Origin of the sequence: Vibrio lentus (assembly GCF_030409755.1) — a bacterium.
GTDB classification, from domain to species: domain Bacteria; phylum Pseudomonadota; class Gammaproteobacteria; order Enterobacterales; family Vibrionaceae; genus Vibrio; species Vibrio lentus.
The window spans coordinates 3,590,123-3,607,920 of the sequence record NZ_JAUFQE010000002.1; the positions used below are offsets into that span (position 1 = coordinate 3,590,123).

Consider the following 17,798-nt stretch of genomic DNA (forward strand, 5'->3'; position numbering starts at 1 on the left):
AACGGGATTTAACATATGCAGTAGGAGTGATTGATAAATAGTTAAAGGCCAGATAGAAAAAAGGCTAGCATCGAGTGCTAGCCAAATATAAAAGTTAGGAAGGGTGTTGCTTTTTCCCTAGGCTAACGTCAACGACGTTAGCCCGAGAAATATTATGCGGAAAGCATGAGTGAATCAGCTTTCGCTTCTAAGTTTGAGTTACCCATTAAGAAGTCATCAATGGCAATGGCACATTCACGACCTTCATTAATACAACGTACAACCAGAGACTGACCAGTACGCATATCACCAGCAGCGAAAACGCCTTTCTGGTTGGTCGCATAACCTTCAGAGGCCACGTTGCCGCGCTCGTCCAGTTTAATGTCTAGCTGAGCCAGTACACCTGTTGGTTCTGGGTGTAAGAAGCCCATTGCTAGAAATGCCATATCACAAGGGATAACACGTTCAGAGTTTGCTACTTCATCAAAACCTGGACGTTCACCTGGTTTTGCATCTTGCCAAACGATGTCAGCAATGCGAAGTCCGGTTACATTACCGTTATCGTCAGAGATGAACTCTTTAGTCAGGATGTTCCAATGACGTTCACAACCTTCTTCGTGAGAAGTGGTGGTCTTCATGATCATTGGGTATTGAGGCCAAGGCATATTAGCAGGGCGCTTCTCTGGTGGGATCGGCATTATCTCAACCTGAGTAATGCTTGCTGCTTTATGACGGTTTGATGTACCCACACAGTCAGAACCCGTATCACCACCACCGATAACCACAATGTGCTTATCTTTAGCGTGAAGCTCTTCTGTTTTTAGGTCTAAGTCGTTGGCACGGCGGTTATTTTGACCAAGGAATTCCATGGCAAAGTGAACGCCTTTCAGCTCACGACCTGGGATTGGCAAGTCACGTGGAACCGTAGAACCACCCGTTAGCAATACCACATCAAATTCTTGGCGTAGCTGTTGAGCATTAACATCAACACCGATGTGTTGGTTCACTTTAAACTCAACACCAGCTTCAGCCATTAGGTTGATCTTACGATCAATCACATCCATACCCAGTTTGAAATCTGGGATACCGAAACGCAGTAGGCCACCCACTTTCTCGTCACGTTCAAATACCGTCACAGAGTGACCGGCACTGTTTATTTGCTCAGCAGCAGCTAGACCAGCGGGGCCTGAACCGATAACGGCAACGGTTTTACCCGTACGTGAACGCGGTATTTTAGGTTTTGCGTACCCTTCACGGTACGCAGTTTCTACAATTGTTTTCTCGATATTACAGATAGTGATTGGGTCTTGGTTGATACCAAGAACACAAGCGCTTTCACAAGGAGCAGGGCACACACGACCTGTAAATTCAGGGAAGTTATTGGTAGAGCTTAGAATGTTCCAAGCTTCTTCCCAGCTGTCACGGTAAACCGCATCATTGAATTCTGGGATGATGTTACCAATCGGACAACCGCTGTGACAGAAAGGTACGCCACAGTCCATACAACGAGAGGCTTGAGTATTGATTTTTTCACCAAACTCTTCGTTAAGTACGAACTCTTTGTTGTCTTCAATTCGAACTGACGGGTCGAGCTTTTTTGGAAGCTCACGACCGTGTTCTAAAAATCCAGTAGGCTTACCCATTATACTGCCTCCACTTCTTCCGTTTGTGCTTGTTGTGCTTCAGCTTTACGCTTTTGAAGAACCGCTTTGTAGTCACGTGGCATTACTTTAATTAGTGATGCAACACTTACTTCAAAGTTGTCTAGGAAAGACTGAGCAACTTCACTTCCTGTGAATTCAACATGCTTAGTTAGCATATCTAGTAGAAGATCTTTATCTTCTTGTTCAATTGGATCTAGGTCGACAAGTTCTGCGTTGAGCTTGGTTTCGAAGTCGCCTGCTTTATCCCAAACATAAGCGACACCGCCACTCATACCTGCAGCAAAGTTACGGCCTGTTGAACCAAGGATAATTGCCGCGCCACCTGTCATGTATTCACAACCGTGGTCACCAACACCCTCAACAACAACCTTCGCACCAGAGTTACGAACACAGAAACGTTCGCCAGCCATACCGCGAATGAAAGATTCACCTGAAGTCGCACCGTAGAAACATACGTTACCCACCACGATGTTGTCTTCCGCAACGATAGTCGATTTCGCATCTGGGTATAGTACCAAAGTACCGCCAGACAGACCTTTACCCCAGTAATCGTTCGCGTCGCCTTCTACTTCGAACTTAACGCCTTTCGCAAGGAACGCACCGAAAGATTGGCCAGCACTACCGTGGAACTTAACGTTCATTGGCTGTGGTAAACCTTGGTCTTTGTAAACCTTCGAGATTTCGTTCGACAGCATCGTGCCTGCTGAACGGTCCGTGTTGATGATAGGGAACTGAGCGGTAACCGCTTCACCTTTCTCAAGCGCTGGGATTGCAGCCTGAATCAACTTACGGTCTAGAACGTCTTCAAGATTATGATTTTGTGTTGTCTGGTTGTAGATACCATCTTCTGCACGAGCCTGCTCAATGTGCAGTACCGGTGTTAGATCTAAGTTCTTGTACTTCCAGTGACCGATGTCATCACGAACTTTAAGTTTGTGCGATTGACCAACCATCTCATCGATAGAGCGGAAGCCAAGTTCAGCCATTACTTCACGTAGACCTTCAGCCATGTATTGGAAGAACGTTACTACGTCTTCTACGCGGCCGTCGAAACGCTCACGAAGAGTTTTGTTTTGTGTTGCGATACCAACAGGACATGTATTCTTGTGACACTTACGCATCATGATACAGCCTTCAACAACTAGAGCAGCTGTTGCTACGCCCCATTCTTCAGCGCCAAGTAACGTTGCGACTGCAAGGTCACGTGGTGTTTTCATCTGACCATCAGACTGAACAACGATACGGTTACGTAGGCCGTTTTTCAGTAGTGTTTGGTGCGTTTCCGCTAGACCCAGTTCCCAAGGCAGACCTGTGTGACGGATAGAAGACATCGGAGATGCACCCGTACCACCATCAAAACCTGCGATAAGTACTACGTCAGCTTTCGCTTTTGCTACACCTGATGCAATCGTACCTACGCCAGCTTCTGATACTAGCTTCACGTTGACACGGCCGTTACGGTTCGCGTTTTTCAGATCGTAGATCAGCTGAGCCAAATCTTCGATTGAGTAGATATCGTGGTGTGGCGGTGGAGAAATAAGACCTACGCCCGGAGTCGAGTGACGTGTTGCACCGATCCAATCATCAACCTTATCACCAGGTAGTTGACCACCTTCGCCAGGTTTCGCACCTTGAGCCATCTTGATTTGCAGCTCATCAGCGTTAGATAGGTAGTAAGACGTTACACCAAAGCGACCAGAAGCCACCTGTTTGATTGCTGAACGTTCCCAGTCACCGTTTTCTTTGCGTTCGAAACGTGCTGGATCTTCACCACCTTCACCTGAGTTTGATTTCGCGCCAATGCGGTTCATTGCAACAGCCAGTGTTGAGTGAGCCTCATGCGAGATTGAACCAAAGCTCATTGCACCCGTCGCGAAACGCTTAAGGATTTTCTCAATAGGTTCTACTTCTGCTAGAGGAATAGAGCCTGCTGGGTTCTTGATGAAATCAAGTTGGCTACGTAGTGTTGCTGCGTTGTCGCCTTGAGCATCAACGGCGTTCGCGTACTTTTTGAATTGACCGTAATCTTTGTTACGCGTCGATTCTTGAAGTAGAGAAATCGTTTCTGGGTTGAATAAGTGTTTCTCACCACGTTGTTTCCACTGGTAAACACCACCAACATCAAGGATTTGAGCTGGGATTTCACGAGCAGGGTAACCAACACGGTGACGTACTAGGACTTCGCGTGCAATATCATCGATCGTTAGACCTTGAATACGAGAAACCGTACCTGTGAAGTATTTTTCAACCACTGATTTGCTGATACCAAGAGCTTCAAAGATTTGAGCGCCGTGGTAAGACTGCAGCGTAGAGATACCCATCTTCGAGAAGATCTTCAGTAGACCGCCGTTAACACCCTTACGGTAGTTATCGAATAACTCACGTGGATGAACGTTTGGATCTAGCTTCTTAGTACGTTGCAGTTCAACAATCGTTTCGATAACTAGGTATGGGTTAACTGCGTTTGCACCGTAACCGATTAAGGTTGCGAAGTGGTGCGTTTCACGCGCGTCACCCGTTTCAACCACGATGTCACATTTTGCACGTAAACCTTTACGGATTAGGTGGTGGTGAACAGCGCCAACCGCCAGCATTGCTGGGATTGCAGCGTGGTTTGAGTTAACCGCACGGTCAGTCAGTAGAATGATAGAGTAACCATCAATAACCGCATCTTCCGCATATTGGCAGATACGTTTAAGTGCGCGCTCTAACTTACCTTGGTCGCCATTTGCTTGGAATACGATATCCAGCGTCTTCGATTGAAGGTGCTCGTTATCGATTGCACGCAGTTTCTCTAACTCTGAGTTAGAAAGAACAGGAGACTCAAGTTCCACTTTTTGACAGTGTTCAGGTGTTTCAGCAAGTAAGTTCTGATCTTTACCTAGGTAAGTGTTCAGAGACATAACCATACGCTCACGAATCGGGTCGATCGGCGGGTTAGTTACTTGTGCAAACAACTGCTTAAAGTAGTTTGAAAGGTGCTGCGATTGATGAGAAAGAATCGCTAGCGGCCAGTCAGCACCCATTGCAGAAAGTGGCTCGTAGCCTGTTTTTGCAAGAGGGAGAATGATTTCGTTTACTTCTTCAGAGCTCACACCAAACGATTGTTGTTTGTGTAGCAGTTTCTCTGGAGAAGGTTGGTTAAATTCGTTGCTCGCATCCGGTAGCTTTTTCAAGCTCAGAAGATTCTCTTCAACCCATTTTTCGTAGGGTTGCGATTTAGCGATGCCGTCTTTCACTTCTTCATCAGAAATAATGCGGCCTTGCTCAAGGTCAGCAACGAAGATACGACCAGGCTGTAGACGACCACGGTATTCAACGTTTTCTGGTGCGATTTCAACTACGCCAGATTCAGACGCCATTACTAGGAAGTCGTCTTTAGTTACTGTGTAGCGAGAAGGACGCAGACCGTTACGGTCAAGCGTTGCACCAACTTGAACACCATCGGTGAAACATACTGATGCCGGGCCATCCCATGGTTCCATTACGTTCGCGTGGTACTGGTAGAACGCGCGACGAGTTGGATCCATGTTTTTGTTTTCTTGCCATGCTTCAGGGATCATCATCATCAATGCATGCGGCAGAGTACGACCTGAAAGAACAAGTAGCTCAAGTGCCATATCGAAGTTTGATGAATCCGAGCTACCTTCCTGACAGATAGGCAGTAGCATGTCGATTTCAGCTTGTGTAAACAGATCCGATTCTAGGATTGCTTCACGTGCTTTCATCCAGTTCAGGTTGCCGCGAACTGTATTGATTTCGCCATTATGCGCAATGTAACGGAAAGGCTGTGCTAGACGCCAACGTGGGAATGTATTGGTAGAGAAGCGAGAGTGTACAAGTGCTAGAGCTGTCACCATGGTTGGGTTTTGCAGATCTAGGAAGTACTGAGGAACTTGTTCTGTTGTTAGCTGACCTTTGTACACCAATGTCTTGTAAGACATAGAGTTGATGTAGAAGTCATCACCAATGTTTGACACGCTTTCTAGGCATACACGAACTGTGTAGTTACGTAGAACATACAGTTTGCGTTCAAGCTCTTCTGGTGTAGTACCAGGGCCGCCAGAAATAAATACGTGTTCAAATTGAGGTTCAGTGCTTAGTGGGTCAGCACCAATCATTGAATTGTCAGTTGGAAGTTCACGGTAGCCGATAACTTCTAACTCAAGGCGTTGTGCATTGCGCTCTAAAATATCGCGGCACTGTGCACGTTTGTATTCATCTTTAGGGAAAAGTACAACACCAACACCATATTTTTCAAAAGATGGCAGTTTAATTCCAAGCTTAACGGCTTCTTCTAGCAAGAATTCGTGCGGCTTCTGTAGCAGGATACCTGCACCATCACCAGAACACGGATCGCAGCCTTGGCCGCCACGGTGTTCCATACGTGCAAGCATATCGAGTGCTTGAGTTACTACATCATGAGATTTGCGATTCTTTAGATGCGCAACAAAACCGATACCACAAGCGTCATGCTCCAGTTCAGGAGTATACAGACCCTGTGAGTTCTGCTCTTGATCTACCATAGATACATCCTTCCAGTTAAATCTAGGCGCAACTTATTTGTATATAAAGTTAGCCTTGTCCTTTTATATTTATGGGTCTAAACCTGCCTATGCTGGCGGTTTGAATCCTTTCCGTATCTCGCAGGAAAAGTATTGCGAGAAAAACAATCCTTAGTGATATCCGTTTATTTTTAGCCACAAACTAGTGGTTTATATAGGTGGGATATGGATATCACCGACTTATTAACAAGTTTCCGTTGTAAGTAAATACACAAAAATAGCCAATATGTGTAAGTATCCTACAATTTTGTCTAGGCGAATTGCAATGAAAGTTGCCCCATGTAGACCATTTTTTTCGTTTTATTTTGAATTTAATGTCTAACAAATGTGCAACATTAGGCAGATAGAGCCGATTTTTTGCATGTTTATTGATATTTGATAGGTTGCTCGCAAAAGGCCTTGAGTAAACTAATTGGTTGAATTTTGCAGGGATGTAATTTTTTTTCAGAAATAGACTGATATTCATTCTTATTTACTTGAGCACTTTCAAAATATGCAATTACACGAGTTGGTTAATACTATCGGCCAAGACCTTCAGCGCCGTTATGGCGAAAAGGTTCACAAACTGACACTGCACGGCGGTTTTAGCTGCCCAAACCGCGATGGCACAATCGGCCGTGGTGGGTGTACTTTCTGTAATGTCGCTTCATTTGCCGACGAACAAACTCAAATTCAAAGTATTGCTGACCAGCTAAAAGATCGTGCGGGTGAAATTGCCCGAGCTAAGAAGTACCTTGCCTATTTTCAGGCTTACACCAGTACTTATGCTGAAGTACAAGTGCTCAAGAATATGTATGAAGAAGCGCTTAGAGCACCGGGTGCTGATATTGTTGGTTTGTGTGTAGGAACAAGACCTGATTGTGTTCCTGATTCTGTGTTAGAACTGCTGGCGGGTTATGTGGAGCAAGGCTATGAAATATGGCTTGAGCTAGGCTTACAAACCGCAAACGACAAAACATTGAAGCGGATTAATCGTGGTCATGATTTTGCGGTGTATGAAACGATCACCCAGCGTGCACGTGCTCTAGGAATAAAGGTGTGTACCCACCTGATTGTTGGCCTGCCGAAGGAAACTAAAGCCGATAATCTTGAAACTTTAAACAAAGTACTCGCCGTTGGTACCGATGGTATCAAATTGCATGGACTGCATATTGTAGAGGGCAGCACTATGGCCAAGGCGTGGAAAGCTGGCAAGCTCGAGGCACCAACGCTGGAGGAGTACATTGATATCGCCAGTGCAATTATCCAACGCACGCCTGCTCATGTGGTTTATCACCGAGTTTCTTCTGCTGCACGACGTCCAACACTGCTCTCTCCTTTGTGGTGTGAGAACCGATGGCTAGCGATGACAGAAATTGGTCGCTCGTTAGACAAGACGGGCGCTCAAGGCATTGAAACGGGCGCCGCATTTGAATACACATTACCTGTATTAAACAGCGGGAATTGATAGATTTGAGCAGAAAGTAGGTAACAGCAGATAATCCCCATAATTAGTGGTAACATTTCCCTCACAGAATTAATGGTAAAGATTGAGAGTAAATGGAACTGGTTATGACTTGGTTGTGGGACAGGGCGTATGGCTACGGTATTTATATCGTGATCATTCTGCTTATTGGTCTCATCTGCTGGCACCTTTATTCTCGTTATCAGTTACATATAGAAAAACTTCTACTTGCTACGCCATCACCACTCTACTTTGTCGACATCCGAAGTGGCGAAATTTTATATGCTAATCGTCAAGCGATGCAGTTACTCGGCATTCGTCAAATTGGTATCAATTTTCGCTTTCCCACCATCGAGAGTGAGAATAGCTTTCGTCATTATTTGACCAATCATCGTAACTCCCGAGCGTTTGAACAGCTTTCACTTTGGGCGCTTTCAGAGTTCGAATTTTTCAAAGTGAATTTGGTTGGTCGTCGGATCGTTTTTAGAAGTAAAAGCGCGTGGATGATCCATGCATCCCCCTATAAAAATACCGATGAAGAATATTCTCAAGAAGTGCGTGAGTTAAATGTCTCGCGTACTGCCTTAGACTCTTTATCTGAGTTGATCTATGTGAAAGATCCAAAGGGTGAGTTGGTTGCGAGTAACCGATCTTTTAAGAAGTTTTGGCATGGTCGCCCAGAAGAAGGCACCTTGAGTGTTTCTGGTGGTGCATTGAAAGGTCGTGTGAGTGAACGATCTTGGACCACGGATCAAGATGGCAAAAGTTGCCTGCTCGAAACATATCAAAGTGTTTTACTATCTCAAGATGGTGAAACCATAGGAACGCTTTCTATTAGTCATGACGTGACCGACTGGCATGACATGCAGCAGAAACTGCGTGGTGAGATGGAAAGGCGTAAAGATACCGAAGTGGCTCTTGCTCAGCGTGACACCATCTTACAAAACATCTTAGAAGCGAGCCCTGACTCCATTGGTATCTTCAATGAGAACATGGTGTATCAAGCGTGTAATAAGCCGTTTGTGGCGGCGCTGGGTATCTCTGAAGTATCGGATTTAGTGGGTAAGCGTTTGCAAGATGTGGTGCCTAACAGCATGTACTTGCGTCTTTCAGATACGGATCAGCAAGTGCTTCATCAAGGTAAATCGCTGCGTTACATTGATAAGGTGGTTTCCAGTGATGGCGAGTTCACTTGGTATGATGTTGTGAAGTCACCGTTTAGGGATCCGGCTTCGAGTACCAATGGTGTGTTGATCATGGCGCGTGATATCACCGAGCGTTATTTAGCGGAGCAGAAGCTTGAAGAAGCGAACCTTGAACTTGAACGTTTGAGCTTTATGGACAGTCTTACTCAAGTCTCTAACCGACGTCGTTTTGATGAACAGTTATCGACACTGTGGCACTACCATGTGCGAGAGAAGTTACCACTGACCATCATGCTGTGTGATATCGACTTCTTTAAAGGCTATAACGACTTTTATGGTCACCAACAAGGTGATGATGCACTCGTTCAGGTTTCTCAGGCATTTAAGCAAGTGCTGAATCGTTCATCGGATTGTGTGGCGCGCTACGGTGGTGAAGAGTTCGGCTTTATTCTGCCTAATACGACGACTGACGGCGCATTGCTGGTGGCAAAACGCATTCATGACGAAGTACAAAAGCTCGGTATTGAACATCAAGACTCGGCAGTCTCTGAACTCGTGACAGTCAGTATCGGTATTATCTCTTATATACCGACACCGAATGATGAAATGGAGTCGGCGGTTGCATTGGCTGACAGCGCGCTCTATCAAGCGAAATCTGATGGCCGGAATCAATCAAGCGTACATCCATCTTCAATTGGTTAAGACTATAAATTACTTCATTTCATTGACCGTGCTGTTTTTGCTTGGTCGGCATATTATTAATTAACCACGATATTGCTTTGAATCTCTTGCTGCGTGTGATGTAGCTAGCTTACCTCCCATCTTCAAACAGGGTAGAATGTTGCTAGTCTTATCGCATGGAGCGCTAAATGAAACCCATGAAAAATCTTGCCCAGTATTACGTCGATCTGCTCGTAAAACTGGGGATTGTCCGCTTTTCTATCTTACTCGCCTTAGCGCTTGTTGCCCTCGCTGTTGTTGTGCAAGTAGGTATCACCCTAGCACTCAAAGGTAATGTCGATGATATCGACATTGTCCGTTCCGTTTTCTTTGGTCTGGTGATTACCCCTTGGGCGGTTTATTTCCTTTCTGTGGTTGTTGATCAACTTGAAGAATCCCGTCAAAGGCTAGCTAAGTTAGTCTCTAAACTTGGCGATATGCGTGAACGTGACCAAGAACTCAACAACAAGCTCCAGCTTAATATTGAAAAGCTGAATCAAGAAATTGAAGAGCGTGAAAAAGCAGAAGAAGCTCGTGCGGAAGCGATGCACGACCTTGAGAACGAGGTGTTTCAACGTGAACGTACTCAGCTCGAATTGGCTGAACGCACCGCACTGCTGCGCTCATTTATCGATGCTTCTCCCGACCTGATTTACTATCGTAATGAAGATGGTGTTTTCTCAGGTTGTAACCGTGCGGTTGAAGAGCTGACAGGGAAAACTGAGAAAGACTTAGTGGGTTTGACTCCTTGGGATGTCTATAGCAAAGAGATCGCTCAACAGGTTATTGAAACCGATAAGAAAGTGTTTGCCGACAATCAAGCTCTGACCTACGACCAATGGCTGGAATATCCTGATGGTCGTAAGAGCTATTTCGAGCTACGTAAAGTGCCTTTCTACAGTAAAGATGGTCGTCATCTGGGCTTAGTGGGTTTTGGTCGCGATATTACGGAACGTAAAGAGCATCAAGAATCACTAGAGAAAGCCAGTCGCGATAAGACTACCTTTATCTCAACCATCAGTCATGAACTAAGAACGCCACTCAATGGCATCATCGGCTTGAGCCGTATGTTGTTGGATAGTCAGTTGACCACTGAGCAGCGTAAACACATGCAAACCATTAAGGTGAGTGCGGTGACGCTGGGTAATATCTTTAACGATATTATCGATATGGATAAGTTTGATCGCCGTAAACTAGAGTTGCTTCCAACTCCGATTAACTTCGAAGATTTCGTTGCCGAGATGGAGAGTATCTCCGCTCTGATGGCAGAACAGAAAGGCTTACGATTCGATCTGGAAAGGTTATCGGACTTGCCAACCTCAGTTAAAGTGGATGGCACACGCCTAAGACAAGTGCTGTGGAACTTGGTCAGCAATGCCATGAAGTTCACCAAAGATGGTGGCGTGGTGATGACGGTCAGTGCAGATATCGACGGTGACTTTGCCGATATCACCATGGAAGTCGAAGATACGGGAATCGGCATACCTGAAAGCGAAGTCGATAAAATTTTCGCCATGTACTATCAGGTGAAGTCTGGTTCTGACAATCTGCATGCGGTAGGCACAGGCATTGGCCTTGCGGTATCGAAGCAGTTGATCAACATGATGGACGGCGACATTGACGTTACCAGTGAAGAGGGCTTCGGCAGTACCTTTACGGTTTCTATTCGTGTGCCGGTGAATCACGATACTCAGGCTCTGATTAAGACACCAAGAAAGCAGTCGAATCTTAAAATCTTCATGGTCGAAGATATTGAACTCAACATTACGGTCGCTCGCTCTCTGCTGGAAAGCTTAGGTCATGAAGTTACGGTAGTGATGACAGGGCAAGAGGCACAAATTGTTTTCCATCCAGAAGACTATGATTTGGTGTTGCTAGATATCCAACTGCCAGATATGACAGGTTTCGATATTGCTCAGTACTATCGAGAGAAATACAGCAAGCTACCGCCATTAGTCGCCTTAACGGCCAATGTTTTAAACAATAAACAAGAATATCTACAAAAAGGAATGGATGAAGCGATTAGTAAGCCACTGTCGGTGAAAGCCATCCAAGACGTGATATCTAAATTTATTGAGAACACTCCTGAAGTGATAGAAAAAGCAGAGGTTGTTAAACCGGTTGTTTCTTCGATTGATACCACTTTGCTTGATACTGATATGTTAGAGTCTTATGTTGACATTGTTGGACCGAAACCGGTTTTGGATAGCATCGTGATGTTTGAAGATATGATGCCGGAGTATATGGAAATATTGAACTCCAACATGGTCGCAAAAGATCAAGCGAGCATCGTTTCTGAAGCGCACAAGATCAAAGGTGCCGCAGGTTCAATTGGCTTGAAGCGTATTCAGCAAGTTGCTCAGAAAGCTCAATCACCAGATATGCCTGCTTGGTGGGAGAATATTTCAGATTGGGTCGATGAAATTAATAACGAATACCAGAATGACATTGAAGTCTTAAAGAGTTGGTTAAATCAAAGGTAGAAGAATAATGAAAAAATTAGCATTCGCCGCATGCGTTGTGGCATTAGCGGGTTGTTCTGCACCACAAGTTGAATGGCAGCAAGACAATCAAGTAGAAGTATCTGCAGCAACAGTCACAATGAAAAGCAACCTTTGGCACAACAAGATGCCAACGATTGGCGAGACTCAAGATAAGACTCTGCATGGTGCTATCTACCTAGAGTCAGACTCACAACTGCCAGCAACGCTTGCGGTTGAGAGTGTGACGGTTAAACAGGGTGCAGACACCTTGTTGGTAACGGCTGACGATCTTGATTTAAGAACGCACAGTGAAACTCAGTGGGAAGTCGCTTTTGTATGGCAGCTAGAGATCGACAGCGAACAGCCTGTTGATGTTGCAGTAGAGCTTAAAGATGGCGAAACCGTGAAGTGGTTGGTAGAGAAAGACGTGAAGGTTGATACTGTCTACTAATTGACTTGCCTAATGGTTCACGTTGAATGAATAACAAAAAAGGGAGAATGCGTTGGCATTCTCCCTTTTTAATAACGATTGATTCGGCTTCTGATGTTAGCAGCACTAAACGGGCATAAGCGTAATCGAATTAGTCTTCTAGGTCACCACAGAAGCGGTAGCCTTCACCGTGAATCGTAGCGATGATTTCTGGCGTACCAGAAACAGATTCAAAGTGCTTACGAATACGACGGATTGTTACGTCTACAGTACGATCGTGTGGCTTAAGCTCACGGCCAGTCATCTTCTTAAGAAGGTCAGCACGTGTTTGGATCTTACCTGGGTTCTCACAGAAGTGAAGTAGAGCACGGAACTCTGAACGAGGTAGCTTGTAGCCTTCGCCATCTGGGCTAACCAGAGAACGACTGTTGATGTCTAGTACCCAACCGTTGAACTCGTACTTCTCAACGCTACGTTTTTCTTCTTGAACAGAGCTTGTGCTCATTGAACGGTTAAGAAGGTTACGTGCACGAATAGTCAGTTCACGAGGGTTGAAAGGCTTAGTGATGTAGTCATCAGCGCCGATTTCTAGGCCAAGGATCTTATCAACTTCATTATCACGACCCGTTAAGAACATAAGCGCTACATTTGCTTGCTCACGTAGTTCACGCGCAAGTAGTAGGCCATTCTTACCAGGAAGGTTGATGTCCATAATTACAAGGTTAACTTGGTTGTCAGATAGCACTTGGTGCATCTCTTCACCGTCGCTAGCCTCAAAAACAGCATATCCCTCTGCTTCAAAAATACTCTTTAGAGTGTTACGAGTTACTTGCTCATCTTCAACGATAAGAATCTGCGGGGTTTGCATTTGGCGGTACCTAAATTTGTGACGAAACTGTGCTAATAGAATAAATTCTAGGCAAAAACATAACATACAGGTAATGTAATTTTGATGATAACTTAAAGTTTTCAAAAAAACACTTACTTCCAGCTATCTGCCTTCCTTGAAGTATTGCCCAATAACGTAGATCCAGTACGCCTTTCAATCATTCTGTTAGTGATTGCAATGGATTCTATAATGTTAACAGCATGCTAACAACGCGAGAATGTTAATTCCATTCACTTTGTTGATTTACATCAATTGCCGTATCGCAACAAACTTTAATAGTATGGCTACAACTTAACCAATGTTATGGTGATTATTTAGCAGCAAAACTAGAATGATTATTCGAGGTAGTTATCACATCTCGCCTGCTAAAGACCAGATTATGAACCAAGGAAGCTGAAAGCTGTCCTTAGAGTCTAGTAGATAAATATGCGCAATCAACTCTAATTCAATATTAAATTGCGCATAGAACAATGAAAACAAAGGATTAATTCTAACAACATATAAAAGCATAGAGGCACACCCGCATTAGCCGGCAACGCCTTTCTCACGGAGGATATATGCACGATATAACACCTGATTTGTGTGACGAGTTTGAAAGCAAAGTCACCCTACTGAACATGCCATTACAGAACTTCGGCCAACGTGGTGCGTTCTGGGGAAAAATTGTAACAGTTCGTTGTTATCACGATAATTCCAAGGTTCGTGAGGTTTTAGAGACCGATGGCTGCGGCAAAGTACTCGTTGTAGACGGTAATGGCTCGTGTCAAAAAGCGTTACTTGGCGACCAATTGGCGATTCTAGCCATAGAAAATGGTTGGGAAGGTGTCATTGTGAATGGTGCGGTTCGAGATGTGGCGATGATGGCGCAGATGGATCTTGGTATTCAAGCTCTAGGAGCCTCTCCATTTAAAACTGAGAAGCACGGTGTTGGGCAAGTTAATGTCACGCTCACGGTACATAATCAACTGATTCAACCGGGCGATTATATTTATGCTGACTGGAACGGTGTCTTAATCTCAACGGAATTGTTGATTGAATCTTAACGGGCTTATCAATCAAGAAGTGAGATAGATTAGAAACGAAAGCCCAATCCCACTTCAACACCGCGTTGCCACTCTTCATAATCAAGGGTGGCATGCATATCTAAATTGTCTGTTAGCTGGACACGGCTCGACACTTCGGCGGCCACTGACTTGTCGTTATCTTCTGTCTCGTCTTTATAGGTATGCAGAGAGCTGTTGAAAGAGATGCGTTCAGAGAATTGATAGCTCACTCCACTCAAGAAACCACTTTCGTATTTGAGAGAGTCACTGTTAATACGTGCTCCCACATAAAGGTCAACATCAGCAAATAGACTGTAGGAATAGCCGCTGTCTACTTTCCACGTATCAAAGCTTTCGCTAGAAGCGTTTTGGGTTGAGATAAAGAACTTATGAGAAGAGCTGTCTATCTGGCTTGGTAGCAGAGGTAAACCGCTTAATATAGGTAAGTCATCCGCAGAACAAACAGCAGGCACAGCAAAGACTAAAAGAATAAGTAATCTCTTCACTTCCCACTCCTGATGTCATTATTATTGTTCTTCGAACGTTATCGTTCAATTAAAGCACAGAATTTGTACGTTCGCTGCACAATCGATATAGCATTTTGTTATGACTATATATGCAACTGCTCACCTTTGTTTGTTTGATGAGTTAATCCAGTCTCTGAATGGCAGGCTGATGCAGGGTGTTTTATCCCTTAAATGACGGTTTGCTCTGAAAAACGGTGTGAATGTAAAAAAAACGCAACTTTTCATTGACGTCTAGTGGTAAAAATTGATACACGTAGAGTAAAGCACAAGCAGAGAATTTGATATGCAGCACGTAAGCCACCTAGTAATGACCACCACCATTATTATTACCGACATTCACATTGTTGGGGCAGGCTGCTAAGTAACGGATTTTAAAAAAAAGGCCTGTATCCAACAAGATACAGGCCTTTTTTTGTACCATTTTTTATGACTTATGGAGAAAGGGATGCGCGTTTTAAAGTTTGGAGGTTCATCATTAGCTGATGCAGATCGTTTTTTACGAGCAGCAGATATCATCGCTAATAATGCCCAGCAAGAAGAGCTAGCCGTTGTACTATCGGCTCCAGGAAAAACGACTAATAAGCTGGTTGCTGTTATTGAAGCAGCACTAAAAAATGGTGAAGCGGATGTACAGATCACTGAGATCGAATCATCATTCGCTGCATTGTTTGCAGAGATTCAAGCGGTATTGCCGTCAGTTGATGGCGCTGCGTTTCAAGAGCAGGTCGATACCTCTCTTGCTCAACTTAAGCAGTTCGTGAATGGTATTAACTTACTGGGCATGTGCCCGAACCATGTTAATGCTCGCATCATCAGTAAAGGTGAGCGAATCTCGATTCAGTTAATGAAAGCGGTATTAGAAGCGAAAGGTCAGCCAGCAAGCCTGATTGACCCAGTTCAATACCTGTATGCTAAAGGTGACCACCTTGAAGCGATGGTTGATGTGGACATTTCTACACAGAACTTCCGTCAATCGCCACTTCCACAAGGCCACGTTAACATCATGCCTGGCTTTACAGCAGGTAACGAAAAAGGTGAGCTAGTCACACTAGGTCGTAATGGTTCAGACTACTCTGCGGCTGTATTGGCAGCGTGTCTGCGTGCTGATTGTTGTGAGATCTGGACTGACGTCGATGGCGTTTACAACTGTGACCCACGCTTAGTGGATGATGCCCGTCTTCTTAAATCACTTAGCTACCAAGAAGCGATGGAGCTTTCTTACTTCGGTGCTTCAGTTCTACACCCGAAAACAATCGCACCTATCGCACAATTCCATATTCCATGTCTGATCAAAAACAGCTTCAACCCACAGGGTGCCGGCACTTTGATTGGCCAGGACACTGGCGAAGATAACCTAGCGATTAAAGGTATCACTACGCTAAGTGACCTAACGATGGTTAACGTCTCAGGCCCAGGTATGAAGGGCATGGTAGGCATGGCGAGTCGTGTATTCGGCGCGATGTCTTCTGCAGGCGTTTCAATTGTCCTTATTACTCAATCTTCTTCTGAGTACAGCATCAGCTTCTGCATTGAATCGGCTGACAAAGTGAAAGCGAAACAAGTGTTATCAGATGCGTTTGAACTTGAACTTAAAGATGGCCTATTAGAGCCCGTTGAGTTCATGGATGATGTTGCGATTGTGACGCTGGTGGGTGACGGTATGCGTACATCACGTGGTGTTGCTTCTCAGTTCTTCTCTTCTTTAGCAGAAGTGAACGTCAATATTGTTGCTATTGCTCAAGGTTCTTCTGAGCGCGCTATCTCTGCGGTTATCCCTGAAGATAAAATCTCAGAAGCAATCAAAGCGTGTCACGAAAACCTATTCAACTCTAAGCACTTCCTTGACGTATTCGTCGTTGGTGTTGGCGGTGTTGGTGGTGAGCTTGTTGACCAAATCCAACGTCAACAAGGCAAACTGGCTGAAAAAGGCATCGTGATTCGCGTATGCGGCCTAGCAAACAGCAAAGGTTTGTTACTAGACAGCGACGGTCTACCGCTAGAACAGTGGCGTGATCGTATGTCGAGTGCGACAGAAGAGTTTAGCCTAGCGCGCTTAGCGGCACTTGTTCAACGTAACCACATTATCAACCCAGTGTTGGTTGATTGTACGTCTAGCGAAGGTATTGCTGGACAATACGCAGATTTCCTAGCGGCTGGTTTCCACGTTGTAACACCAAACAAAAAAGCCAACACGGCAAGCATGGCTTACTACCATCAGCTTCGTGAAGTGGCACGTAACTCTCGTCGTAAGTTGATGTACGAGACAACAGTAGGCGCAGGTCTACCGGTAATCGAAAACCTACAGAACCTAATCTCTGCAGGTGATGAGCTTGAGAAGTTCAACGGTATTCTTTCTGGTTCACTGTCTTACATCTTCGGCAAACTTGATGAGGGTATGACACTCAGTCAAGCAACCAACATTGCTAAAGATAACGGCTTCACTGAACCGGATCCTCGTGATGATCTGTCTGGTATGGACGTTGCGCGTAAGCTGCTTATTCTTGCTCGTGAAGCGGGTATGGCACTTGAGCTTGAAGATGTTGAAGTTGACCAAGCATTGCCACCGGGTTTTGATGATTCAGGTACGGTTGACGAGTTCATGGCTCGCTTGCCAGAAGCGGATGCATACTTCAAAGAGCAGTCAGCTATCGCAGCAGAAGAAGGCAAAGTACTTCGTTATGTGGGTGAAATCGCTGAAGGTAAATGTAAGGTTCGTATCGCAGCAGTTGATGGCGACGACCCAATGTTTAAGATTAAAGATGGCGAGAACGCTCTGGCATTCTACAGCCGTTACTACCAGCCAATCCCACTTGTTTTGCGTGGCTACGGTGCAGGTACTGAAGTTACAGCAGCAGGCGTATTCTCTGATGTGATGCGTACTCTTGGTTGGAAATTAGGAGTTTAGGAAT

Annotated in this window: 11 protein-coding genes and 1 other annotated feature; of the genes, 6 read left to right on the forward strand and 5 right to left on the reverse strand. The window is 44.9% G+C overall.

Features of this window, described 5'->3' with window-relative positions; all coding sequences use genetic code 11:
• Positions 1-152: 152 nt before the first annotated feature.
• Positions 153-1,622 carry a glutamate synthase subunit beta gene (locus QWZ07_RS24835; RefSeq protein WP_192853828.1) on the reverse strand — a complete coding sequence of 490 codons (1,470 nt, stop codon included), beginning with the start codon at positions 1,620-1,622 and terminating at the stop codon, positions 153-155.
• Positions 1,622-6,169, reverse strand: coding sequence for a glutamate synthase large subunit (gene gltB, locus QWZ07_RS24840; protein ID WP_192853829.1), 4,548 nt, complete (start codon positions 6,167-6,169; stop codon positions 1,622-1,624). The genes QWZ07_RS24835 and gltB overlap by 1 nt, the downstream gene beginning before the upstream one ends.
• Positions 6,170-6,701: 532 nt before the next feature.
• On the opposite strand from gltB, the gene mnmL reads away from it, so the two are divergent.
• From mnmL to QWZ07_RS24860, 4 genes are all read left to right on the forward strand, one after another.
• Positions 6,702-7,655 carry a tRNA modification radical SAM protein MnmL/YtqA gene (mnmL, locus tag QWZ07_RS24845; RefSeq protein ID WP_099167415.1) on the forward strand — a complete coding sequence of 318 codons (954 nt, stop codon included), beginning with the start codon at positions 6,702-6,704 and terminating at the stop codon, positions 7,653-7,655.
• A 92-nt stretch (positions 7,656-7,747) separates the two neighbouring features.
• Positions 7,748-9,499, forward strand: coding sequence for a diguanylate cyclase domain-containing protein (locus QWZ07_RS24850; protein ID WP_017106801.1), 1,752 nt, complete (start codon positions 7,748-7,750; stop codon positions 9,497-9,499).
• A 167-nt stretch (positions 9,500-9,666) separates the two neighbouring features.
• Positions 9,667-12,000 carry an aerobic respiration two-component sensor histidine kinase ArcB gene (gene arcB, locus QWZ07_RS24855; RefSeq protein WP_065105621.1) on the forward strand — a complete coding sequence of 778 codons (2,334 nt, stop codon included), beginning with the start codon at positions 9,667-9,669 and terminating at the stop codon, positions 11,998-12,000.
• Positions 12,001-12,007: 7 nt separating this feature from the next.
• Positions 12,008-12,451 carry a hypothetical protein gene (locus tag QWZ07_RS24860; RefSeq protein ID WP_017109261.1) on the forward strand — a complete coding sequence of 148 codons (444 nt, stop codon included), beginning with the start codon at positions 12,008-12,010 and terminating at the stop codon, positions 12,449-12,451.
• Between the two features lie 130 nt (positions 12,452-12,581).
• Here QWZ07_RS24860 and arcA read toward each other — a convergent pair whose 3' ends face one another.
• Positions 12,582-13,298 (reverse strand): two-component system response regulator ArcA, encoded by a 717-nt coding sequence (arcA, locus tag QWZ07_RS24865; protein WP_004741534.1) that lies wholly within the window; start codon positions 13,296-13,298, stop codon positions 12,582-12,584.
• A 372-nt stretch (positions 13,299-13,670) separates the two neighbouring features.
• Positions 13,671-13,829: a ribonuclease activity regulator protein RraA gene (locus QWZ07_RS24870; protein ID WP_076670715.1), complete on the reverse strand. Its 159-nt coding sequence runs from the start codon at positions 13,827-13,829 to the stop codon at positions 13,671-13,673.
• Between the two features lie 47 nt (positions 13,830-13,876).
• Between QWZ07_RS24870 and QWZ07_RS24875 the strand changes: the two genes are divergently transcribed.
• On the forward strand, positions 13,877-14,362 hold the full coding sequence (locus QWZ07_RS24875; RefSeq protein WP_017084784.1) for a putative 4-hydroxy-4-methyl-2-oxoglutarate aldolase: 486 nt from the start codon (positions 13,877-13,879) through the stop codon (positions 14,360-14,362).
• A 29-nt stretch (positions 14,363-14,391) separates the two neighbouring features.
• Here the strand turns inward: QWZ07_RS24875 and QWZ07_RS24880 are convergent, their stop codons facing one another.
• The gene (locus QWZ07_RS24880) at positions 14,392-14,868 is read right to left on the reverse strand and encodes a hypothetical protein (RefSeq protein ID WP_017084785.1); all 477 of its coding nucleotides are present in this window, start codon (positions 14,866-14,868) and stop codon (positions 14,392-14,394) included.
• A 317-nt stretch (positions 14,869-15,185) separates the two neighbouring features.
• Positions 15,186-15,304, forward strand: a sequence feature (Thr leader region).
• A 30-nt stretch (positions 15,305-15,334) separates the two neighbouring features.
• On the opposite strand from QWZ07_RS24880, the gene thrA reads away from it, so the two are divergent.
• A complete protein-coding gene (thrA, locus tag QWZ07_RS24885) occupies positions 15,335-17,794 on the forward strand; it encodes a bifunctional aspartate kinase/homoserine dehydrogenase I (RefSeq protein ID WP_017106798.1) in 2,460 nt (819 codons plus the stop codon).
• Positions 17,795-17,798 lie beyond the last annotated feature (4 nt).

Bases quoted from the DNA above. Each gene is read 5' to 3' on its own strand.
- mnmL (WP_099167415.1), top strand. From the start codon at position 6,702: ATGCAATTACACGAGTTGGTTAATACTATCGGCCAAGACCTTCAGCGC.
- QWZ07_RS24870 (WP_076670715.1), bottom strand. From the start codon at position 13,829: ATGCTTTTATATGTTGTTAGAATTAATCCTTTGTTTTCATTGTTCTAT.
- arcB (WP_065105621.1), top strand. From the start codon at position 9,667: ATGAAACCCATGAAAAATCTTGCCCAGTATTACGTCGATCTGCTCGTA.
- arcA (WP_004741534.1), bottom strand. From the start codon at position 13,298: ATGCAAACCCCGCAGATTCTTATCGTTGAAGATGAGCAAGTAACTCGT.
- QWZ07_RS24860 (WP_017109261.1), top strand. From the start codon at position 12,008: ATGAAAAAATTAGCATTCGCCGCATGCGTTGTGGCATTAGCGGGTTGT.
- QWZ07_RS24835 (WP_192853828.1), bottom strand. From the start codon at position 1,622: ATGGGTAAGCCTACTGGATTTTTAGAACACGGTCGTGAGCTTCCAAAA.
- QWZ07_RS24850 (WP_017106801.1), top strand. From the start codon at position 7,748: ATGGAACTGGTTATGACTTGGTTGTGGGACAGGGCGTATGGCTACGGT.
- gltB (WP_192853829.1), bottom strand. From the start codon at position 6,169: ATGGTAGATCAAGAGCAGAACTCACAGGGTCTGTATACTCCTGAACTG.
- thrA (WP_017106798.1), top strand. From the start codon at position 15,335: ATGCGCGTTTTAAAGTTTGGAGGTTCATCATTAGCTGATGCAGATCGT.
- QWZ07_RS24875 (WP_017084784.1), top strand. From the start codon at position 13,877: ATGCACGATATAACACCTGATTTGTGTGACGAGTTTGAAAGCAAAGTC.